This window comes from Streptomyces sp. NBC_00273 (assembly GCF_036178145.1).
GTDB lineage: Bacteria > Actinomycetota > Actinomycetes > Streptomycetales > Streptomycetaceae > Streptomyces.
Map to the genome: position 1 here is coordinate 161,567 of NZ_CP108067.1, position 19,737 is coordinate 181,303.

The window sequence follows — 19,737 nt, forward strand, 5'->3', positions numbered from 1 at the left end:
CGGTGCTCCGGCCGCCTGAACGGCCCCCTGGTGGAGGCGGCCGGTCAGGCGGCACGTAGGGCTCGGCTATCGCAGGATCACGTCGCAGGTGGACAGGAAGAATTCGCCCGTCTTGCCGCCGTTCTCGCCGTTCGGGGTGTCCGGTCCTCCGTGGCCGCCCCAGATACTCACGATCGCCGCGCGCCCGGTTCGGCGCGGGAGTGACGCGAACTCCCAGCTGGTGGATTCGTCTTCACGGGGCGCGCCGTGCACCTCGACCAGGAACGGAATGGGCTCCAGGTCGTGCCAGCTCAAGTGCTCGGAAGGCACCCAGTCGGCACGGGTGATGAACCACCGGTGGGACCAGCTCTCGCCCTGGTGGTACGCCATGTAGTCATAGGTGAAGGTCTGGGTGGGGGCTGAGGTGTCCAGCTCCGTCAGGGGCCAGTCCCCGAGCGTGTCGTCCGGTGCCAGATCCAGACCGCGGAACGCCGGGTTCCCCGCGGACGCAAGGGTGCCCTCTCCGAAGAACTTGCGGTACTCGAGGTACTTCTGGGCGTCGTTCCACGGATAGTCGGCGAGCATCCGGGCAGCCCCCGGCACCACTTCGTGCCAGTCGGTACTGGTGTTGACGCGGCGCGCCTCGACACAGATCCGTGAGGGGTCCTCGTCTCGGATTGCGGCGCCGGCCCTGCTGCGCGGGTCGTTGGCCGTGCCGTGCCGCGGGTCCGCCATGGCGGCGGCCCTGGGGGCCCGCCGGCGAGGCTGGCGCGCCGCCCACTTACGGGAGTAGACCTGATCCGAGCCGATGGTGACCAGGTTGGTGAACGGGGTGAACTGATCGCCCACCTTGGCGCGGATCTTCACCTGGAACTGCCCTTCCGGCTCCTCGTCGCCCAGGTCCACCCAGTGGGAGTTGGACTGGATCCAGTTCCATGCGGACCAGTGGAGGAAGACCGTCTGCCGTAGCTCGTTGTTGAGCCACACCTCGTACTGGTGCGGGTAGGGCGCGTTGCCCTCTTCCCAGTCCGCCGGAGGGGGCCAGGCCCCCTGATCGGGGGCGTTCTCCCCGATCTTCCATCGCAGACTGATCCCGTACATCGTGTACTTGCCGTCATCGCGGTACCTGATGTCCGCGCGAAGGTCGGACGGAGCAGACAACCGGGTTGCGCTCACAGCGTCCCCTTCTCCTAGATCGAATCTATCCCTGAGGCCATCAACCACGGAGCAACGCGCACAACCGATAGTTACAGGCCGTGACAGAAAGTCACTGTAGATCATGCGGGGCACCCGGACAGACGGATCGCAGCCACCGCGCGCCGGTCGTCCAGCCCCAGCGGGCGGCTGTTCCAGAAGTCTGGAACAGCCGCTCTCGTCCCGGGCCGGACGACCTGTCAGCGCCCGCGCCCCGCTCCCTTGGTGGGCGCGGCCTGCTGTCGGTGGGCGGGGACGGCGGCTTCGGCCGGAGCCGGCCGGCCGCGACCGCGGGGGTGGTGGAGCGGGAGCGGGCCGCCATCGGGGAGACCCACAGCCGGGAAACGGACGCGGGCGACGCGGACGGCGGCGTGGTCAGAGAGTGGTGGGCCGCGTCCACGACGCGTCCCACCAGAGCCGTGCCCGTGGCCTGCTTCCAGGAGGTGTCGGCCGTCAAGCGGTTCAGGTGCCGGGCCACAACGTGTGTGCCCTCGCTCTCGCCGATCTTCTGCATGCAGGCGGCCAGCAGCGGCCACTGACGTGAGCTGACCAGGAGGCCCGCTTCCCGCTCCGGCAGGATGTCCATGACCACAGTGAGCCGCCCTCCGCCACCCCGAACAGGCCAGCAGCAACCCTCACCACGTCAAGAACTGGGCACGTTCATTGGCTCTGTCGCTGATCTTGTGATGCTGTGCGGCTGAACTGGGCAGCCTCCCGGTGTGCGGTTCTGGGGGTTTGGTGCGGTTGTTTCCGCATCTGTCGGGTGTGGTGGTGGAGTCGATCTCACGGGACGCGGGTGTGGTCACGTTTCGTACGCGGGCCCGGGCCGACGCGGTGAGATGCCCGAGGTGCAAGTCGCTGTCGTGGCGGGTGCACGGCCGATACGAACGGCGTCTGGCGGACGCCGCCGTGGGGACCACACCGGTGGTGATCCGGTTGGTGGTCCGCAGGTTCAAGTGCCTCAGCTCCGGCTGCCCGACGGTGACCTTCGCCGAACAGATACCGGGACTGACCAGCCCTCACGCCCGACATACCCCGGTCCTCCGCAAGCTGCTGGCGCGGGTCGCAGAGGCTCTGGCCGGCCGGGCCGGAGCCCGCCTGGCCCGACGGATGGGGATGCCGGTGGCGAAGGACACCCTGCTACGGCTTCTTCGAGCCTCTGACCTCGAGGAACCCGGCGCGGTGCGGGTCCTGGGGGTGGACGAGTTTGCCCTGCTCAAGGGGCACAACTACGCGACGCTGCTGGTCGACCTCGAAGCCCGCCGGCCCATCGACGTCCTGCCTGGCCGGGAGGCCGGGACGGTCGCTCGGTGGCTCGAAAGCCATCCGGAGATCGAGATCATCTGCCGCGACAGGGCCTCCGCCTACGCCGAGGCAGCCAGGGCAGCCGCGCCTCAAGCGGTCCAGATCGCAGACGTGTGGCACCTCTGGAACAACCTCGCCAAAGCCGTCGAGAGGACCCTCACCAGCCATTACGCCTGCATCCGCGCCGGCCACGAGGCCGCCAGGCAACCTGACGAGGACGCTCCCGTGGCACCACCGGACGGAACGCTCGACGTCAACGGGCGCCCACGCCGGATCGTCGGACGGATCCGCGAACGACACCGCCGCGTCCATGAACTTCTCGCCCAAGGCCGATCCCTCCGTGGCATCAGCCGGGACCTCGACCTGGACTACTACGCCGTCCGCCGATACGCCCAAACACCGGACGTCGACCAACTGCTGGTCAAGGTCACCCAGCGCCGCACCCTGCTCGACGACTACAAGCCCTACCTCTACGAACGCTTCACCCAGGGCTGCCGCAACGCCAGCCAGCTCTTCCGCGAAGTCCGTGACCAGGGATTTCGCGGCGAACGCACGGGGGTCAACCGATACATCCGTCAGCTGAAGCAGGGCATCGAGACCGCCCCTCCAGCACCCGCCCTACCCAAACCGCGGCGGGCACTGCGTTGGGTGATGACGCACCCCGACCGGCTTCGGCCACATGAAGTCCTCGGCCTCAAGTTGGTCCGGGCCGCCTGCCCTGAGCTCGACACGGCCGTCGAGCACGTTCGAGACTTCGCCGCCCTCATACAGGAACGACGCGGCCAGGACCTCTTCGACTGGATCGAACAGGTCCACAACAGCGGCCTTGCATCGCTACAGCAGTTCGCCCGCGGCCTCCTCCATGACCAGGACGCCGTCGTCGCCGGCCTCTCCTCAACCTGGAGCTCAGGACAAGTCGAAGGCCAGGTCACACGCGTCAAGTTGATCAAGCGAGCCGGATACGGCCGAGCCAAACTCGACCTCCTGCGAACCCGGATCCTCCTCAGAACCTGACCACCAGCCGATCACAAGATCAGCGACAGAGTCCGTTCATGTGTACGCCGACACCGTTCGATGGAAGCCTGCCTCAGTCCACGACACGAGCCCTCGGCGCCTGGCCAGCAACAGCCAGCGCCTGCGGAGCACCCAGAGCGACCCACGGCAGTGAACACACCCCGAACTCGCCCCCATCTCTCTTCCTCTCCCACGCACAGGGGTAAGTCAGCGCAGTCACCACCCGCCGGGCGGGTGGTGACCTGCAAGAACGGTCAGCCGCCGGCGGCTGACCTTCCCCCTCAACCTCCCCCTCAGGTTCCCCCCGAGTTTCCCCCCCAGCTTCCCCGTCAGTTTCCCCCACCGCGATACGAGGCTTCAGCCCCTTGCGATCTCTCGCTTCCATGTCAGTACGTGACCTGCACGTCTCTCACCCGATGACAGTGGACCGATCCCGGATCCCTCACTTCGTGACAGTCAAAGCGGCAGCCAGCACCTGGCCCTGACCAACGCCGCAGGCCCCTACCGGACACACCCGCCGCTGACACTCAACTCACTGACACGAAACCGAGAGATCGCACCCAGTGATCGGGGTGGCGCCGGTCGCCGCGGCGGACACTTCCCAGAGCCGTGCTGCCGCGTCCGGGTCGATGGCGTACGCACGGACGCCGCCGGCGTCCATGGGCTCGTCGGGGGCGCAGACGCGGGCGACGTCGCAGTCCTCCAGGTAGAGCCCGCCATGGCCGTCGAGGAGGGGGGACGTGGCTGCCCAGAGCCCGGTGGCGGCACCTTGGGAGGGTGTCTTGAAGCCGGCGCCGATCACGTTGCCGTGCTCGTCCACCCAGCCGCGTTCGATCTGCTCCCGGAGGGTCATCTCTCGCTGGAGACCGGCGATGATCTTCCCCGGGTGGAGGGCGAACGCCCGGACGCCGTCGTTGCGTCCGAGGACGTCGAGCTGCACGGCGAACAGGGCGTTGGCCGTCTTGGACTGGCCGTAGGCCAGCCACTTGTCGTAGCCCGTGCGGAAGTGCGGGTCGTACCGGCGGATGCCGGTCAGTGCGTGCCCTGCGGAGCTGTTGACGACGACGCGCGCACCGTCGGCGGCGGCCAGGAGCGGGTAAAGCTCGCAGGCGAGTGTGAAGTGTCCGAAGTGGTTGCCGGCGAGCTGGCCTTCCCAGCCAGGTCCGACGCGTCGCTCAGGGGTGGCCATGACTCCGGCGACGGCCATGAGGAGGTCGAGCCTGTCGATGGAGTCGCCGATGTGCGCGGCGGCGGCACGCACGCTGTCGAGGTCCGTCAGGTCCATGGGGACGACTTCGCAGCCGTTCACGTCCGCGAGAGCGGCGCGGGCTACCCCGGGTCGCCGTGCCGGAACGACGACCCGGGCCCCGGCGGCTGCCAGGCCCCGGGTGGTCTCCAGGCCGAGTCCGGAGTAGCCCCCGGTCACGACGGCGGTCGCGCCGGAGAGGTCGAGGCCGGCCAAGACCTCCTCGGTGGTGCTGGTGGCGGAGAAGGGCGAGCCGAGCGGTTGCTGAGCAGTGGTGGTCATGCCGACGACGCTAGGTTCTAGAGCGAGGTCTAGAACAAGTCCTAGGCTGGGCAGCATGACGACTGCCGAGACCCGCGCGGAATTGGCACCTCCCACCGGACCGTCATCCAGTAGTTGAAAGGCCGGGTCGACGGTCCGTCACCCCCCGGCCTCCCAGCAGCTGTACGTCGCTCTGGTAAGCGTTCCGAACTCTACTCCGGCCGGGTGACAGATCACGGGCACTGACCGGTACGGTCGGGCGTTGCAGAACCCGGAGTCCGGACCAACCACAGGTCTCTGACGTCAGGTGCGGGGGCCGACCCCGAGGCTGCGCCGTACCGTCACGGGCTCAGCCTCGATCTGAGGGGCGGGCGGGGGTAGCTATTCCCTCACCGCGCCGGCCTGGCAGGCGTACTTCAGCACCAGCACGCCCCAGCACCTGATCGCAGCCTCCGCAGGATTTTCGGCGTCGTGCCCTACGAGCCAGCCTGCAGGCGTCATGCTGGTCGTTGGGACAGCGCGAAGGGAACGATGTTTTGCGGGGAACGAGTGCGCGGGCCGGGTCGGCGGTCGCGGTGGGCGCGGCGTTAGTCGCGGCTGGGATGGGCGTGATCACGAACTACGTGACGGCAGTGGTTCCCACATGGGCCCAAGATCCCCGGCTCGTGTGGCCCGCATTCGGTGTTCTGATCGTTGCGGCGGTCGTACTTCAGTTCTGGGCCAAGAGCCTGGACGCCAGCGCGGGACGCGCGAATCCGCGGCAGCTTCCTCTGGAACGGGTACTGCCCAACAGGCACGGGTCTCTCGCACCCGCGCACACCGGGGGGCCGGTGCGCGGCCGGGACGCCGACCTCGCCACGCTGAGAACGATGTTGCGTCGTCCCGACGGCCGGTTCGCGGTGCTGTGCGGCACGGGGGGAATGGGCAAAACCACCTTGGCCGCCCTGCTGGCTGACCAGGCCATTGCCGAGGGGACGCCGGTGTTCTGGGTACCCTGGCGCGACGAACGGGACCTTGCCGAGCAGATGACCCGGGTTGCACTCGCCTGCGGGCTTTCGGAAGAACAGCTGGAATCGGTCCGGTCGGGCCGGGCAAGCCTGCCGGACGTGGTGTGGCAGCAGCTCGCCCTGGAGCGTTCATGGCTGCTGGTCGTGGACAACGTCGATCAGCCCGCTGCCGTGGGTCCCGACAGGGAGCTCGTTGCCTCCTACCGGGGGTGGATCCGCCCCGGCGGCAGCGGCCTCCTGCTGATCACCAGCCGCGACACCGACCCTGACACCTGGGGCGGCCGCGCCGTACTGCACCGCCTGGCCCCGCTCGACCCGGATGCCGGCGCCCGCGCTCTGCTCGACGGCGCACCCGAGGCGGGCACCCTGGAAGACGCACGGCTCTTGGCCGACCGGCTCGGCGGTCTCCCCCTCGCGCTCCACACCGCCGGTCGCTACCTGGCCGCCGTCGCCAGCCGACACCGTACGTTCACCGCCTACAGGCAAGCCCTGGACCACGAACTGTCTACCCTACTCGGTGCCGAACACCCCGACGCCGCCGACCCCGACGTCGCCCGCAGCCTCGTCCGCCATACCTGGGACCTCTCCCTGGACCAGCTCACCGCCAGGGGCACCACCCGGGCACGCCACATCTTGCGCCTGCTCTCGCTGTTCGGCACTGAGCCCATTCCGTTGTCGCTCATCACGCCGAGCCTGGTTACGGCGGCCACCGGCCAGGCGACGACCGCGACCGACGTCGAGGCGGCGATCAACGGCCTGCACACCTACGGTCTTGTGGACACTCCCGCAACCGGTCCGGCCAGCTCGGACATCGCCCAGGTGTCACTTCATCCCCTGATCCGTGAGATCTCCGCCCTTGCCCTGACCAGCGAGTCCCCTGACCCGAGCCGCTGGTACCGGGCTCTCGCCGATCACATGGTGACCACAGTGCGAGGCCTGAACGACATGGGACGTACGGGATGGCCCATCGGCAGGCTTCTGGCACCCCACGCACTGGCCCTCGCCGAGCTCGAGGGATGCCGTGACGACCTCGAACTCGCCGGCGCACTGTACTCGTTGGCACGTCTTCTGGACGATGCCGGCGAGGCGACCGAAGCCCTGCGTCTGGATCGTCAGGCAGTAGCCACACGCACCCGGCTCCTGGGACCGGACCACCCCGACACGCTGAGCAGCATCGACGGCCTCGCCGTCACACTGCAAAGTGTGAGACAGCACGCAGACGCCGTCGAGCTGCTCGAGCAGAACGCCATCGATCGCGCACGCGTTCTCGGACCGGACGACCCGAACACCCTCCGCAGCCGCCACAATCTCGCGAACGCGCTGGGCGGTATCAACCGTCATGCCGAAGCAATCGATCTGCATCGGCAGAACCTCACTGACCGAGCACGCGTTCTCGGGCCGGATCATCCCGACTCCCTGGAGACTCGCAGCGGTCTGGGGCGTGAGCTGGGCTGCCTCGGCCAGTACACCGAGGCGTTCGAACTGTTTGAGGTGAACCTCAACGACCGGACCCGGGTGCTGGGTCCGAATCACCCCGACACCCTGGAGAGCCTCGACAACCTCGCAGCCGCGCTGGTCAGTCTCGGTCGACTCGAGGAAGCGGCGAATCTGTACGTGCGGATTTCGCTCCACCGTATGCAGGTGCTGGGACCGGACCATCCAGACACCCTGCTTAGCCAGAGCAAGCTCGCTCTCGTACTAGGCCTCCAGGGCCGGCATGCGGAAGCAATCGACTGGCACCGTCGAAGTCTCACCGACTGCACACGGGTGCTGGGACCGAACCACCCCGACACCCTGAGCAGCCGCAACAACCTCGCCAACGCCCTCAACGAACTGGGACGGCACGCGGAAGCAGCTGATCTGCACCAGCAGAACCTCACCGACCACACACGCGCTCTGGGCGCGGACCACCCCCTCAGTCTGACCAGCCGCACCAATTTCGCCATGGCACTGAACCACCTCGGCAGGCACACGGAAGCAGTCGAGCAGTTCCGGCAGGTCCTCGACGACCGCACCCGTGCACTGGGCCCGGACCACCCCGACACCGCACGAAGTCGCAACAATCTGGCCGTCGCGGAGAGGCACCTGGCATGGTCGCGCCGCTGGTACGTCAGGCCGTGGCGCCGCCTCGGCGCCAGCTGACCGTCACCGGTACGAATGTCGAGGCAGCCGACGCCTGCGCCGCTTATCCGCCCGTGAAGCGCCGAACTTCACGCCCGTCCACGGGTGTCCGGGCGCGGCCGCAGTGAGATGTTCGGCGACCAGCCGGGCAGCGTCCGCGCGCAGCGGTACGGTCCGGCCGACCGCGCGGAGCCGGCCATCATGGTCGCGGCGGCCGAGGACAAGGAGTTGCGGGCGGGTCAGGGTGCCGGTGATCGCGCCGACGACGGCTTCGGTGGTATCGCGTCTTCTGATCTTGGTCCACCCCCGGTACCCGGGCAGGTAGCGGCCGTTCAGGGGCTTGACCAGGATCCCCTCCACCCCGGACACGTCCGTCCAGGTCTCCAGCCACTCGCGCGCCTTGGCCAGGTCCGTCGTCTGCGGGCAGAGCGTCCAGGGGGCGGTCAGGGCATGTTCGGAGAATAGGTTCTCCAGGAGGGTGCGCCGCTCGGCGTACGGGCCCGCGAGGAGCTCCTGGCCGTCGTGCTGCAAGAGGTCGAAGGCGACGAAGTAGGCCGGCCACCGGGCGGCCAGGACAAGGCGCCGCGCGCGCGGGTGGCGGCCCGGCGCTGCAACGCCTCGAACGACAAGCGCTCCGCTTCGGTGTCCCAGACGACCAGTTCGCCATCGAGGACCAAGCCATACGGCAACTGCGCCTCGGCGGCCGCCACCAGGTCCGGCCACCGGTCCTGCACCAGCGCCCCGCGCCGGGTCTGCACCACCACCGTGCCACCCGGCCCAGCCGCAGTGAACAGCAGCGCCCGGTGACCGTCCAACTTCTGCTCGTACGCCACCCCCGCCCGCACAGCGGCCGGGCCGGGCACGCCTTCCGCAGCCTGCGCCAGCATCGGCTCCACCGGCGGCCTGAGCATCACGAGGGCCTCCCTCACAACGTGCGCGTCCCCCTTCCAGGGTCCGCCAGACCAGCCGGAGGCGACTACCCGCGCGTGATCAAGTTCGCCGGAACAGGGCCGATGACAGGCGTGGGCACTCGCCGAGAAAATCGAACACGTGTTTCACTTGAGGTGTGAGACCACCGTTCCGCTTCCCCGAGGACCTGATCACGCTCCAACGGGCGTGGCAGCAGACCTACGCCGAACTCGCGCAGGCACCCGCCGGGGCCGGTACGACCGCGCTGCGGCGCCGGCTGATCACCCTCTCCGGGACCCTGTGCACCCATCCCCACTGGGCGGCCCCCGCCGCCTGGCGGGCCGGCGGCGTCGAGCTGCGGCGCGCCGCCCGCACCCACACCTCCGCACCAGCGGAAGGGGAGGCAGCAGCATGAACGAGCAGACCACCACGCCCCGCCCGCAGGTCGCCACCTGGGCAGTCAGACCGGCCCCTGCGCCCGGTGTCACGTTAACTGCACCTTTGGGCGCGTCAGAGCCGTCAGCTGACCAATGGGCCTCCGGACGATCTCTGACACTTGATCGTCAACGCCGGTGGTGCTTGGGGCGGGTGTCTGGGTGGAGCCACCTCTCGGTGTCACACTCCTCGGGTGCTGTCTTTTCTGGAATGTTCAGCGCACCTTTGAGGTCTGTCTCAGAGAAGCTCGCGCAGTCCAGGTTCGCGCCATCTAGGTTCGCGCCGTTTAGGTTCGCGCCGTACAGGTTTGCATCTCGCAGGTCCGCGTCGTACAGGTCCGCGTCTCGCAGGTCCGCGTAGCCGAGGTACGCGTCACGCAGGTCCGCACCGCCGAGTGTCGCCTGGCGCAGGTCCGCTCTCGCCAGGATCACGCCACGCAGGTCCGCTCGGCTCAAACTCGCGCCGGACAGGTTCGCGTCGCCCAGTGTCGCGTCGTACAGGATCGCTTCACGCAGATTGGCTTTGCGCAGGTCCGTCAGGTTCAAGTTGGCGTTGCTCAGATCACCACCAGTCAGGTTGACCCTATGCAGGTCGGCTTCAAATAGGTTGACGCGCGTGGTGCCGTCATTGCGGCTGTCTCTGGATGCGAGGACAGCAGCTGCCGCGGTGACGTCGCTGGTCAGGATCGTCTTCAGGCTCGTCTCACGATCTCCTGACTTCGGCTTCTTGCTGTGGGCACGGATGAAGGATGAGAGGACGTCGATCACGGTGGCCTGGTCACGCGGGGAGTCCTGCATGAGGCGTTGGAGAGCGTAGACACCACCGAGACGCATATCTTCGGATCCCTTGTTGCCGAGGTCCTCGACGGCATCGGTGTACCGATCGGTGATCTGACCTTCGCGGGTAAGGGCCTGCTCGTTGTTGACCTGTGTGATCGATTTCCAAGTGAAGCCGACAACGGCAATTGCACTCAAGGCCGCCAGAAGGGTGGCGGACCGCTCCAACCGCGTCAACCAGGTCGTACGCTCGCGGGGCGCGGCGCTTATGGTCGGCCTGCCGGAGACGGCAGGCGCCCGTTCGGCTGCCCCTCGGCGCTGTCCGCGTTGCCTTGACCCCAACGGAGCACGGGCGCGGGGAGGCGATCGCCGCCCTTTCCGGTCCGCGATCCGATGTAGCTGCTTGCTGCGTGCTCCGGCCCGGGTGGCCCCCGTAGTAGCCATATGGTCATTTGACCTAACTGATACAGGTCGCGCGATTTGAGACAGCCTGAAAGTGCAGAGAAGCCACACCCCCACGTGTCGATACGGGGTCGGCGCGTCCCCTCTCTGCACGTCGTGCCGGCAGGCTCGGCAGGAGCTGTTCGCCCGCCCCTGACCGTGACCGAACCCCCGCCACCACCTGCACCGATCACGCTGCTCCTGCCCGACGGACAGGAAATCGGGCACGTACTGCTCTACGAGCGACAGCAGCTCGACTCCGGACTGTGGATGTACCGCATCGGCGTCCCCCTCTGGCAGACAGCCACCGGGGGCGGGGTCGAGCCGGCCGAGTACAGCACGTGGGTCACCTCAGAGCAGCTGCGGCCGCTGCCCGGGGTCGACCTCGGCCGTATCCCGGCCCACCCCCGTACCCACACCTCGACGCCGACCCGGTGGGCGTGGCTGCTCAACGGCCGCACCCACGGACGGCCCGCCACCGTCCACGCCGAAGGCTGCCCCAGCGCCACCGACCGCGCACACCCGCTGGGCACCACGCAGGCACTCGACGTGCTCGCACGGCCCGGCACCATCGCCTGCGCCGTGTGCGACGCCGCCGAGGCGCTGCTGCCGATCCTCACCCACGGCCAGAACGACGGGCCCGCCCCCGGCGACTGATCAGGTCAGACGGTCGGTGATGCGGTGTAGTCGTGGCGTTGGTAGCCGCGTCCATCGCCGTGCCAGTCCAGGAACAGCACCGAGTCACCGAGGGCGGACGGACCGGCCCGGTGGCTGATGGTCGCGGTCCGGTAGATGCCGGAGCGCGCCCCGCCGGCCGTGCCGTCCTCCAGCCGCGCCTCAAGGCCAGGGAAGTCACGCTCGACCACCACGGGGTCGGCGCCCTCGCGGGACTGTTTGATCTGCACCCGGACCTTCGCACCGTCGAAAATCGTCGGATCGTCCACGGGGTAGAAGCTCGCCCCGTCCCAGCGCACTTCGGCGTACGCGTACACGGTGCCCCCGGCCCGGGCCGCGCACGTCTTCACCGTCACCTTCCAGTTGTCCGGCCACGGCCCGTCATAGCTGGTGTCGTCGATGTCCTTCGTGCTGGACGCGCACTTGTAGGCGTGGCGGCCGTGGCAGTGGGGGCGGCAGGCGCCGCCACCGCCGCCACCGCCAGCGCGGCCACCGCCGCGCGAGCCGCGAATCGGGATCTGACCCGCGCCCTGAACCAGCGCGGATATCCCGACACGGGTGAACCCGGGCACGGTCCGCCGCATCCTGTCGGCCGGCGATCCGTGCCCGGGTTCCGTGGCTGGTCTGGCGGTTCAGGCCAGGGCTTCGGCCGCGTTCTGCACCTGGTCGCTGAGGGCGGCGAGGTAGCGCTCGGAGTCGAGGGCTGCGGCGCAGCCGGAGCCGGCTGCGGTGATGGCCTGGCGGTAGGTGTGGTCGACGACGTCACCGGCGGCGAAGACGCCGGGGATGTTGGTGCGGGTCGAGGGCGAGGCGACCTTGATGTAGCCCTCGTCGTCGAGGTCGACCTGTCCGGTGAACAGCTCGGTGCGCGGGTCATGTCCGATCGCGATGAACAGGCCGGTGACGTCGAGGTCGCGGAGTTTGCCGGTGAAGGTGTCGCGCAGGACGACACCGGAGAGCATGTCGTTCGTGTCCTTGATCTCGGCGATTTCGCTGTCGAAGGCGAAGGAGATCTTGTCGTCGGTGAACGCCCGGTTCTGCATGACCTTGGAGGCGCGCAGGGTGGAGCGTCGGTGGACGACGGTGACGGAGCGGGCGAAGCGGGTGAGGAAGGTGGCTTCTTCCATGGCGGTGTCGCCGCCGCCGACCACGACGATGTCGCGGTCGCGGAAGAAGAACCCGTCGCAGGTGGCGCACCAGGAGACCCCGCGGCCGGAGAGCTCGTCCTCCTTGGGCAGACCGAGCTTGCGGTAGCCGGAGCCGGTCGCGATGATCACCGTCTTCGCGCGGTGGACGGTGCCCTCGGAGTCGGTGAGTTCCTTGATGTCGCCGGTGAGGTTCACGGAGACGATGTCGTCGTCGATCATCTCGGCGCCGAACTTCTCGGCCTGGGCCCGCATGTCGGCCATGAGGTCCGGGCCGTCGATCCCGTCGGGGAAGCCGGGGAAGTTCTCCACCTCGGTGGTCGTGGTGAGGGAGCCGCCAACGAAGATGGAGCTGCCGAACAACAGCGGCTTGAGCTGGGCGCGGGCGGTGTAGAGGGCGGCGGTGTATCCGGCGGGGCCGGAGCCTATGACGATGACGTCGCGGACGTCGTCGGTCGGAATCGTCTCGGTCACGTCAGGTGCCTCAAGCCTTCGACTTGGCGTCGATCTCGGCGATCAGGCCCTCAATGAGGGACTTGATCTCGTCGCGGATGGGGCGGACGGCCTCGACGCCCTGGCCGGCCGGGTCCTCCAGCTGCCAGTCCAGGTAGGTCTTGCCGGGGAAGTACGGGCAGGCGTCGCCGCAGCCCATGGTGATGATGTAGTCCGATGCCTGGGCGGCCTCGGGGGTGAGGACCTTCGGCTTCTGGTCGGAGATGTCGATGCCCAGCTCGGCCATGGCGGCCACGGCGGAGGGGTTGATCTGCTCACCGGGCACGGAGCCGGCGGAGCGGACCTCGACGCGGTCGCCGGCGAGGTGGCGGAGGAACCCGGCCGCCATCTGGGAGCGGCCCGCGTTGTGGATGCAGACGAACAGGACGGAGGCGGCAGGAGCGGAGGACATCTGTTCTTCCTTGGGGTGAGGCGACTGCGCTGGGGATCTGTGGGGCTTCAGGGGGCGAGCTGGGTGAGCAGCTCGGTGATGCGGGCGTCGATGTCGTCGCGGATGTTGCGGACGACGGCGATCGGCGCCCCGTCGGGGTCGGCCACGGGCCAGTCGAGGTAGCGGCGGCCCGGCACCACGGGGCAGGCGTCGCCGCAGCCCATCGTGATCACGATGTCGGCGGCCTGGACGACCTCTTCGGTCAGCGGCTTGGGGTAGGCGTCGGCCAGGTCCACGCCTGCCTCGGTGAGAGCCTGCGCGATGTGCGGCGCCACCTCGCCTGCGGGGTGGGTGCCCGCGGAGGAGACGGTGACCCGCTCGCCCGCGCGGTGGGCGAGGAGAGCGGCGGCCATCTGGGAGCGGCCGGCGTTCTGGCTGCACACGAACAGCACCCGCATCGGCCCGCTCACCAGTCCCTGGGTGTGGGCGAGGGCGCCGAGGCGTTCGGCGGTGAGCCGTTCCGCGAGCACGACCAGGTGCGTGTGGACCCGGGCGTGCTCGGCGAGACGCGTGTAGGAGTCGGCGAGCAGGCCCAGCACGGTTTCCGGCGCGAAGTGGCCGGCGTATCGGGTGGCGAGACGGGCGGCCCCGGCGGCCAAGCGTTCGTCCGGCAGGAGGGGCGAGGAAGGCGAGGGCATGGCGATCCCGTCCAAAGGAGCCAATAGGATCAGCTCGGGCTGGTGTCAGCCCCAACTGATGTGACAGTATCAGTCCATGATGACGTCAGTCGACACTGATCTGATCCGGGTTCTAGCCGACCCGCTCAGGCTCCAGATCGTGACCCTGCTCGCCCGCGAGACCCTCTGCACCACCCACCTCGTGGAGGAAACGGGCGCCAAGCAGACGAACCTCTCCAACCACATGAAGGTGCTGCGGGAGGCGGGAGTCGTGGATACCGAGCCGTGCGGGAGGTACATCTACTACCGCCTGCGCCCGGAAGTCATCCAAGCCCTCGCCGGTCAGTTCGCCGACCTCGCCCAGACCGCGCGAGCCACCGCCGAAGCGAACCTCAAGCGGTCCTGCCCATAGCCTTCCGCGCTTTGCTCACCTGCCCGAGGAGAACCCGCCTTGACCGCCACCGAGCCCGTCGCCGCCCCCGCAGCGGAGAGCGACATAGCCGCCGACGCGCCCCAGCCCGCCCCAGGCGCCACCCCGCCCCGCACCCCGCTGATCGCCCGCGCCGCCGCCGAGCTCGTCGGCACCGCAACGCTCGTCGCGGTCGTCGTCGGCTCGGGCATCCAGGCCACGAAACTCACCCAGGACGTGGCCCTCCAGCTCCTGGCCAACTCCACCGCCACCGTCTTCGGGCTCGGCGTCCTCATCGCGCTCCTCGGCCCGGTCTCCGGCGCCCACTTCAACCCGGCCGTCACCCTGGCCGAATGGTGGACCGCCCGCCGCGGCGGCGCCGGAGTCACCGCCCGCGAGCTCGCCGTCTACGTGCCCTCGCAGATCGCCGGCGCTATCGCGGGCGCCATCCTGGCGGACGCGATGTTCGGCGAGCCCCTGGTCAAGTGGTCCACCCACGACCGCTCCGCCGGCAACCTGCTGCTGGGCGAGGTCGTCGCGACCGCCGGCCTGATCCTGCTGATCTTCGGCCTGGCCCGCACCGACAGGCTCCGCTTCGCGCCCGTCGCCGTCGCCTCGTACATCGGCGCCGCCTACTGGTTCACCTCCTCCACCTCCTTCGCCAACCCGGCCGTCACCATCGGCCGCGCCTTCACCGACACCTTCGCCGGCATCGCCCCGGCCTCCGTGCCCGGCTTCATCGGCATGCAGCTCGTCGGCGCCGTGGTGGGCCTGGCCCTGGTGGCGGTCATCTTCATGCGCGGCAAGACGGACAGCGGGACGCCTGCGGCATGACGCAGCGCACGGACGTGGTGGTGATCGGCGGCGGCCAAGCAGGGCTCGCCGCCGGATACCACCTGCGCCGCCTGGGCATCGAGCACGTCATCCTCGACGCCCAGGCGGCGCCCGGCGGAGCCTGGCAGCACACCTGGCACTCCCTGCGCCTCTTCTCCCCCGCCCAGTACTCCTCCCTGCCCGGCCGGCTCATGCCCGTCCAGGAGGGCGAGCTCTACCCGGACGCCGCCCACGTCGTCGACTACCTCACCGACTACGAGAAGCGCTACGAACTCCCCGTCCAGCGAGGCACCTGGGCCGAGAGCGTGCACCGCGACGGGCCCCGCCTGCGGGTCGAGACGGACTCCGGATCCTGGACCGCGCGGGCCGTCATCAGCGCCACCGGCACCTGGACCCGCCCCTTCCTCCCGGCAGTTCCCGGCCGGCGCGACTACCAGGGCCGCCAGCTGCACACCGTCCAATACCGCAGCCCGTCCGAGTTCGCCGGGCAGCGCGTGATCGTGGTCGGGGGCGGCAACTCCGGAGCCCAGATCGCCGCCGACCTCACCCACGCCGGCATCGACCTGACCTGGGTCACCCAGCGCCCGCCCCGCTACCTCGCCGACGACATCGACGGCCGAGCACTCTTCGACGCGGCGACCGCCCGCCGACGCGCCCTCGACGAAGGCCGCACCGACACCGGCGGCGTCGCCTCCCTCGGCGACATCGTCGCCGTCCCGCCCGTACGCGCCGCCCGCGACACCGGACTCCTCAGCGCCCGGCCCATGTTCGCCCATCTCACGGCGACCGGGGTCGAGTGGGCAGACGGCACCCGGGCCGAGGCGGACGCGGTCATCTGGTGCACCGGCTTCCGTCCCGCGCTCGCGCCTTTCGCCTCCCTGCGCCTGCGCGGCACACGCGGCCGCATCGCGACCGTCGGCACCCGCGCCGCGGACGAGCCGCGCCTGCACCTGCTCGGCTACGGCGACTGGACCGGCCCGGCCTCCGCCACCCTCATCGGCGTCGGCCGCCCCGCCCGCGACGCCGCCCGCGAGATCGCCGAGCTCCTTCGACCATGAAGACGGGCTCCCCGGTCAAACGGCCCGCCGACCTGCTGGGTATCAGCATCGACGTTCCGGAGCCGGTCACGGTCGCGTGAGGATGGTGCAGATCTCGCCTTCGGAGCAGGTGTCGGGGTCGGTGACGGCGGCCCGCCGGGCGAGCTCGCGCAGCGCGGTGCGGGTCTGGCGGAGCTCGGCCATCCGCTGCTCGATATCCCCCAGCCGCTGACCGATGAGGCGTGTGACCTGCCCGCACGGGGCCTGCCCGCTGTCTCTGATCTCCAGGACCGACCGGATCTCGGCGAGCGTCAGGCCCGCGCCCTGGGCGTCGCGGACATCGACGCCCTCGGTATTTCCGCGATGCTCGGCCAGGACGTGACCGTCTCCTCCACCGATCCCGTCGACGGCCGCCCAGTGACAGTCACCTTCAGCAACGGCGCGCCAATCTGGGAGCCTGCCGCGGCGGTCGTATTCGTCGGGCGTCGCAAAGGTGCAGGCCCGGCCGCCACGGTGTGCTGCGACGCCCTCAACTTCTTCACCGGCCAGTCCTCGGCCGAGCAATGGCAGCTGGCGCACCCCGAGGTGCGCGGTGAGATCGTCGGCCAGTCCCGCGCCACCCAGATCGGGCAGCAGACCTTCGGCCCGCTCCTCCAGGACGGCTGACCATTCGGCCGCATCCGCCTCCGTTACGCCCCGGCCTGCAGTGGGCATCATTGCCACCCCGGCCGACTCGTCGAGTGCGGCCCAAAATGGCAGGCCATGATGAACGCGATCGCGATGGACCGGCAGGCCGTGCACGAGGACTATGAGCGTGCCCGCCAGACCTTCCACCGCCTGCTCGACAGTGCCTCCGAGGAGGAACTCTCCAGTGCCACCCACGACACCAGGTGGACCAACGAGCAGCTGCTGTGGCACATGCTGTTCGGCTACATGCTCATCTTGCGTCTGCTGCTCCTGGTCCGCGTCTTCGGCCGGCTGCCACGGCGCGCGAGCAGGGCTTTCGCCCGAGTGCTGGACGCGGCGACCGTGCCGTTCGACTGGGTCAACTACGTCGGCCCACGCGGGGCGGTGAAGTTCTACGGGCCGCAGCGGATGGGTGCCGCATTCGATCGCATCATCGACTCCCTGCACCGCCACCTGATCTCGGAGCCGGATGCCCGGCTCGCCCGGGGCATGCACTACCCCGTCCGCTGGGATCCGTTCTTCAAGGACTTCATGACCCTCGCGGACATCTACCGCTACCCCACCCAGCACTTCGACTTCCACCGCCGCCAACTCACCCTGCACGACGCTGACTGACGCCCGCGGCCAGACCGGCAGTGTCAGACAATCTGTGGACTGCGGCGCTCCAGCAACACCACGTCCCGCCACGCCCCGTGGTGCCGGCCGATGCGCTCACGCGTGCCGATGACACGGAACCCGGCTCGTGCGTGGAGGGCCAGGCTGGCGGTGTTCTCGGGGAAGATCCCGGACTGGATGGTCCAAATGCCGTCCGCCTCCGTCGAGGCGATCAGAGCGTCCAGCAGGGCGCGGGCGACGCCGCGGCCACGGCCATCGGGGTGGACGTAGACGGAGTGCTCGACCACGCCCGCGTACGCGCACCGGTCCGAGACGGCACTCGCCGCGACCCAGCCCAACACCCTGCCGCCGTCGTCGAGGGCGACGAAACGGTGGCCAGGCAGCTTGGCCTTGTCGAACACGGCCCACACGGGGGCCTGCGTCTCGAAGGTCGCTTTGCCCTCGTCGATCCCCGCCTGGCAGATACCCAGCACCTGCTCGGCGTGCGCGGCAAGCAGCGCCTCGATCCGCACCACGGTCACGCCGTCTTCGCGGCGCCGGCCAGCAGCGCGCCCATGGCAGCGAGCACGGACGGCTCGACCCGGTAATAGACCCACGTCCCCCGGCGCTCGGAGGACAGCAGACCCGCCTCCTTCAGCTTCTTCAAATGGTGGGAGACGGTGGGCTGGGAGACCCCGACGTCGGAGATGTCGCACACACATGCCTCCCCGCCCTCGTGGGAGGCGACAGCGGAGAACAGGCGCAGGCGCACGGGGTCACCGAGGGCCTTGAACATCTTCGCCGCGACCTCGGCCTCCTCGGCCGACATCGGGCGCTCGTTCAGCGGCGGGCAGCAGGCCGCGACGACGTCGGGCTCCAGCAACGGCAGAACCTTCACATTCGACATACGTCTATGTTGACACACATCGAACTAAGAGGGGAGTGGGTCAGGCGCGGGCCAGGTGGGCGGCCAGTCGGCGGGCCGCCCGGGCGGCATCACGGCCGACGCCGCGCAGCGTGTTCGAGGACAGGCTGCGCTGCCACTCCAGCCCGACGAACGCCAGGCTCGAATAGGCAGGGGAGGCGCCGCCGCGGTGGTGGGGGTGTCCGGCCGGGTCGAGGGCGCCTTCGAGTCCGGCGAGGTAGGGCAGGTGGGGGCGGTAGCCGGTGGCGAGGATCAGCGCGTCCAGCCGCTCCGTGATGCCGTCGGCCCACGTGACCCGGTCGTCGGCGAGGCGGGTGAACATCGGGCGGCGGTCGGGGGCGCCGGCGGTGAGAGCGGCGCGGTAGCGGCCGTCGTCCAGGACCGGCGGGGCGGGCGGAGTCTTCAGCAGCCATCCGAGCGGGGCGGTGTCCAGGCCGGTGCGGGTGAGCCAGAAGTGCAGGTCCTTGCCCAGCAGGTGCTGTCGGGTGAACCTCACCGGCGCCCGCATGGCCAGGCTCGTGCGGCTTTCGAGGGCGAGCTCGGCGGCGATCTGCACCGCGGAGTTCCCCGCCCCGATCACCACCACACGCTGCCCGGCAAACTGGGCCGGGCTGCGGTAGTCGGCCGCGTGCAGGACCTGGCCGGCGAAGGTCTCCAGGCCCGGCAGGTCAGGGCGGTGCGGGCGGCCGAAGCTGCCCGAGGCGGCGACCACCGCCCGCGCCCACAGCTGCCCGCCGCCCTCCAGCTCGACTTTGAACCCGGCACCGTCGGCCCGGATCGCGGTCACGCGCCGGCCGGTGCGGATGTCGGCCTGTAGGCGGGCGGCGTAGACGGTCAAGTAGGCGACGACCTCGTCCCGGTGCGGGTAGCGGTCCGGATCCCCGCCGAACAGCAGGCCGGGCAGAGCGCTGAACCGGGCCGGCGAGAACAGGGTCAGGCTGTCGTAGTAGTGCGGCCATGAGCCGGCTGCCCGCCCCGACGCCTCCAGCACCACCGGCTTCAGTCCCGCCCTGACCAGCGCATGCGCAGTGGCCAACCCCGACTGCCCGCCCCCCGATGACGACGGCTTCCACCTGCTCCACGGCAACCCCTAAGAATTAGATGAACGTCTATGTTGACGTCCATCGATACAGATGCCATGCTGATCACGCAAGCCATAGACAAACTTCGAAACACAAGGGAG

The 19,737-nt window shown here is 69.5% G+C and carries 23 protein-coding genes; 9 read left to right on the plus strand and 14 right to left on the minus strand.

What is annotated here, in order from left to right; genetic code table 11:
- Nucleotides 1–66: 66 nt before the first annotated feature.
- Both OG386_RS00670 and OG386_RS00675 read right to left on the minus strand, forming a co-directional pair.
- Entirely contained in the window at nt 67–1,155 is a 1,089-nt protein-coding gene (locus tag OG386_RS00670) for a lytic polysaccharide monooxygenase auxiliary activity family 9 protein (protein ID WP_328786240.1), read from the minus strand.
- A gap of 91 nt (nt 1,156–1,246) precedes the next feature.
- The gene (locus tag OG386_RS00675; protein WP_328786241.1) at nt 1,247–1,759 is read right to left on the minus strand and encodes a hypothetical protein; all 513 of its coding nucleotides are present in this window, start codon (nt 1,757–1,759) and stop codon (nt 1,247–1,249) included.
- Nucleotides 1,760–1,971: 212 nt separating this feature from the next.
- Here OG386_RS00675 and OG386_RS00680 point away from each other — a divergent pair, with 212 nt between their 5' ends.
- Nucleotides 1,972–3,492 (plus strand): ISL3 family transposase, encoded by a 1,521-nt coding sequence (locus tag OG386_RS00680; RefSeq protein WP_328786242.1) that lies wholly within the window; start codon nt 1,972–1,974, stop codon nt 3,490–3,492.
- 532 nt (nt 3,493–4,024) lie between these two features.
- Here the strand turns inward: OG386_RS00680 and OG386_RS00685 are convergent.
- Nucleotides 4,025–5,020 (minus strand): SDR family NAD(P)-dependent oxidoreductase, encoded by a 996-nt coding sequence (locus tag OG386_RS00685; RefSeq protein ID WP_328786243.1) that lies wholly within the window; start codon nt 5,018–5,020, stop codon nt 4,025–4,027.
- Between the two features lie 587 nt (nt 5,021–5,607).
- On the opposite strand from OG386_RS00685, the gene OG386_RS00690 reads away from it, so the two are divergent.
- On the plus strand, nt 5,608–8,148 hold the full coding sequence (locus OG386_RS00690; RefSeq protein ID WP_328786244.1) for a tetratricopeptide repeat protein: 2,541 nt from the start codon (nt 5,608–5,610) through the stop codon (nt 8,146–8,148).
- A 3-nt stretch (nt 8,149–8,151) separates the two neighbouring features.
- Here the strand turns inward: OG386_RS00690 and OG386_RS00695 are convergent, their stop codons facing one another.
- The gene (locus OG386_RS00695) at nt 8,152–8,658 is read right to left on the minus strand and encodes an ATP-dependent DNA ligase (RefSeq protein WP_328786245.1); all 507 of its coding nucleotides are present in this window, start codon (nt 8,656–8,658) and stop codon (nt 8,152–8,154) included.
- Nucleotides 8,571–9,038: an ATP-dependent DNA ligase gene (locus OG386_RS00700; RefSeq protein ID WP_328793116.1), complete on the minus strand. Its 468-nt coding sequence runs from the start codon at nt 9,036–9,038 to the stop codon at nt 8,571–8,573. The genes OG386_RS00695 and OG386_RS00700 overlap by 88 nt, the downstream gene beginning before the upstream one ends.
- Before the next feature lie 155 nt (nt 9,039–9,193).
- Between OG386_RS00700 and OG386_RS00705 the strand changes: the two genes are divergently transcribed.
- The gene (locus OG386_RS00705) at nt 9,194–9,451 is read left to right on the plus strand and encodes a hypothetical protein (RefSeq protein WP_328786246.1); all 258 of its coding nucleotides are present in this window, start codon (nt 9,194–9,196) and stop codon (nt 9,449–9,451) included.
- Between the two features lie 148 nt (nt 9,452–9,599).
- Here OG386_RS00705 and OG386_RS00710 read toward each other — a convergent pair whose 3' ends face one another.
- On the minus strand, nt 9,600–10,445 hold the full coding sequence (locus OG386_RS00710; RefSeq protein ID WP_328786247.1) for a pentapeptide repeat-containing protein: 846 nt from the start codon (nt 10,443–10,445) through the stop codon (nt 9,600–9,602).
- A 402-nt stretch (nt 10,446–10,847) separates the two neighbouring features.
- Here OG386_RS00710 and OG386_RS00715 point away from each other — a divergent pair, with 402 nt between their 5' ends.
- Nucleotides 10,848–11,345 (plus strand): DUF6233 domain-containing protein, encoded by a 498-nt coding sequence (locus OG386_RS00715; protein ID WP_328786248.1) that lies wholly within the window; start codon nt 10,848–10,850, stop codon nt 11,343–11,345.
- Nucleotides 11,346–11,350: 5 nt separating this feature from the next.
- Here OG386_RS00715 and OG386_RS00720 read toward each other — a convergent pair whose 3' ends face one another.
- Genes OG386_RS00720 through OG386_RS00735 form a run of 4 tightly spaced genes read right to left on the minus strand, consistent with a single transcriptional unit; the run spans nt 11,351 to nt 14,089 of the window.
- Nucleotides 11,351–11,935, minus strand: coding sequence for a hypothetical protein (locus OG386_RS00720; RefSeq protein ID WP_328786249.1), 585 nt, complete (start codon nt 11,933–11,935; stop codon nt 11,351–11,353).
- Nucleotides 11,936–11,995: 60 nt separating this feature from the next.
- Nucleotides 11,996–12,982, minus strand: a complete 987-nt coding sequence (gene trxB / locus OG386_RS00725; protein ID WP_443053043.1) for a thioredoxin-disulfide reductase — start codon at nt 12,980–12,982, stop codon at nt 11,996–11,998.
- A 10-nt stretch (nt 12,983–12,992) separates the two neighbouring features.
- Complete coding sequence (locus OG386_RS00730) at nt 12,993–13,412, minus strand: arsenate reductase ArsC (protein WP_328786250.1); 420 nt, start codon at nt 13,410–13,412, stop codon at nt 12,993–12,995.
- 47 nt (nt 13,413–13,459) lie between these two features.
- Complete coding sequence (locus OG386_RS00735; protein WP_328786251.1) at nt 13,460–14,089, minus strand: arsenate-mycothiol transferase ArsC; 630 nt, start codon at nt 14,087–14,089, stop codon at nt 13,460–13,462.
- Between the two features lie 76 nt (nt 14,090–14,165).
- Here OG386_RS00735 and OG386_RS00740 point away from each other — a divergent pair, with 76 nt between their 5' ends.
- From OG386_RS00740 to OG386_RS00750, 3 genes are read left to right on the plus strand one after another with little or no spacing between them, the layout of a single operon-like run.
- Nucleotides 14,166–14,480: an ArsR/SmtB family transcription factor gene (locus tag OG386_RS00740; RefSeq protein ID WP_328786252.1), complete on the plus strand. Its 315-nt coding sequence runs from the start codon at nt 14,166–14,168 to the stop codon at nt 14,478–14,480.
- Between the two features lie 39 nt (nt 14,481–14,519).
- Nucleotides 14,520–15,311 (plus strand): aquaporin, encoded by a 792-nt coding sequence (locus tag OG386_RS00745; RefSeq protein WP_328786253.1) that lies wholly within the window; start codon nt 14,520–14,522, stop codon nt 15,309–15,311.
- Complete coding sequence (locus tag OG386_RS00750; RefSeq protein ID WP_328786254.1) at nt 15,308–16,369, plus strand: ArsO family NAD(P)H-dependent flavin-containing monooxygenase; 1,062 nt, start codon at nt 15,308–15,310, stop codon at nt 16,367–16,369. Before OG386_RS00745 ends, OG386_RS00750 begins: the two co-directional genes overlap by 4 nt.
- Nucleotides 16,370–16,435: 66 nt before the next feature.
- On the opposite strand, the gene OG386_RS00755 is transcribed toward OG386_RS00750, so the two are convergent.
- Nucleotides 16,436–16,747 carry a MerR family DNA-binding protein gene (locus OG386_RS00755; protein WP_328793118.1) on the minus strand — a complete coding sequence of 104 codons (312 nt, stop codon included), beginning with the start codon at nt 16,745–16,747 and terminating at the stop codon, nt 16,436–16,438.
- On the opposite strand from OG386_RS00755, the gene merB reads away from it, so the two are divergent.
- The gene (gene merB, locus OG386_RS00760) at nt 16,712–17,014 is read left to right on the plus strand and encodes an organomercurial lyase (RefSeq protein WP_328793119.1); all 303 of its coding nucleotides are present in this window, start codon (nt 16,712–16,714) and stop codon (nt 17,012–17,014) included. The two genes, OG386_RS00755 and merB, sit on opposite strands and share 36 nt — an antisense overlap.
- Before the next feature lie 96 nt (nt 17,015–17,110).
- The gene (locus OG386_RS00765) at nt 17,111–17,650 is read left to right on the plus strand and encodes a DinB family protein (protein WP_328786255.1); all 540 of its coding nucleotides are present in this window, start codon (nt 17,111–17,113) and stop codon (nt 17,648–17,650) included.
- Nucleotides 17,651–17,673: 23 nt separating this feature from the next.
- On the opposite strand, the gene OG386_RS00770 is transcribed toward OG386_RS00765, so the two are convergent.
- From OG386_RS00770 to OG386_RS00780, 3 genes are read right to left on the minus strand one after another with little or no spacing between them, the layout of a single operon-like run.
- Nucleotides 17,674–18,171 carry a GNAT family N-acetyltransferase gene (locus OG386_RS00770; protein ID WP_328786256.1) on the minus strand — a complete coding sequence of 166 codons (498 nt, stop codon included), beginning with the start codon at nt 18,169–18,171 and terminating at the stop codon, nt 17,674–17,676.
- Nucleotides 18,168–18,536 (minus strand): ArsR/SmtB family transcription factor, encoded by a 369-nt coding sequence (locus tag OG386_RS00775; RefSeq protein ID WP_030724816.1) that lies wholly within the window; start codon nt 18,534–18,536, stop codon nt 18,168–18,170. Before OG386_RS00775 ends, OG386_RS00770 begins: the two co-directional genes overlap by 4 nt.
- Nucleotides 18,537–18,576: 40 nt before the next feature.
- Entirely contained in the window at nt 18,577–19,590 is a 1,014-nt protein-coding gene (locus OG386_RS00780) for a flavin-containing monooxygenase (protein WP_328786257.1), read from the minus strand.
- Nucleotides 19,591–19,737 lie beyond the last annotated feature (147 nt).

Excerpts from the sequence above, each read along its gene's own strand:
- OG386_RS00775 (WP_030724816.1), bottom strand. The coding sequence starts at position 18,536 with ATGTCGAATGTGAAGGTTCTGCCGTTGCTGGAGCCCGACGTCGTCGCG.
- OG386_RS00735 (WP_328786251.1), bottom strand. The coding sequence starts at position 14,089 with ATGCCCTCGCCTTCCTCGCCCCTCCTGCCGGACGAACGCTTGGCCGCC.
- OG386_RS00740 (WP_328786252.1), top strand. The coding sequence starts at position 14,166 with ATGATGACGTCAGTCGACACTGATCTGATCCGGGTTCTAGCCGACCCG.
- OG386_RS00685 (WP_328786243.1), bottom strand. The coding sequence starts at position 5,020 with ATGACCACCACTGCTCAGCAACCGCTCGGCTCGCCCTTCTCCGCCACC.
- OG386_RS00765 (WP_328786255.1), top strand. The coding sequence starts at position 17,111 with ATGATGAACGCGATCGCGATGGACCGGCAGGCCGTGCACGAGGACTAT.
- OG386_RS00675 (WP_328786241.1), bottom strand. The coding sequence starts at position 1,759 with ATGGACATCCTGCCGGAGCGGGAAGCGGGCCTCCTGGTCAGCTCACGT.
- OG386_RS00750 (WP_328786254.1), top strand. The coding sequence starts at position 15,308 with ATGACGCAGCGCACGGACGTGGTGGTGATCGGCGGCGGCCAAGCAGGG.
- OG386_RS00700 (WP_328793116.1), bottom strand. The coding sequence starts at position 9,038 with ATGCTCAGGCCGCCGGTGGAGCCGATGCTGGCGCAGGCTGCGGAAGGC.
- OG386_RS00730 (WP_328786250.1), bottom strand. The coding sequence starts at position 13,412 with ATGTCCTCCGCTCCTGCCGCCTCCGTCCTGTTCGTCTGCATCCACAAC.
- merB (WP_328793119.1), top strand. The coding sequence starts at position 16,712 with ATGCTCGGCCAGGACGTGACCGTCTCCTCCACCGATCCCGTCGACGGC.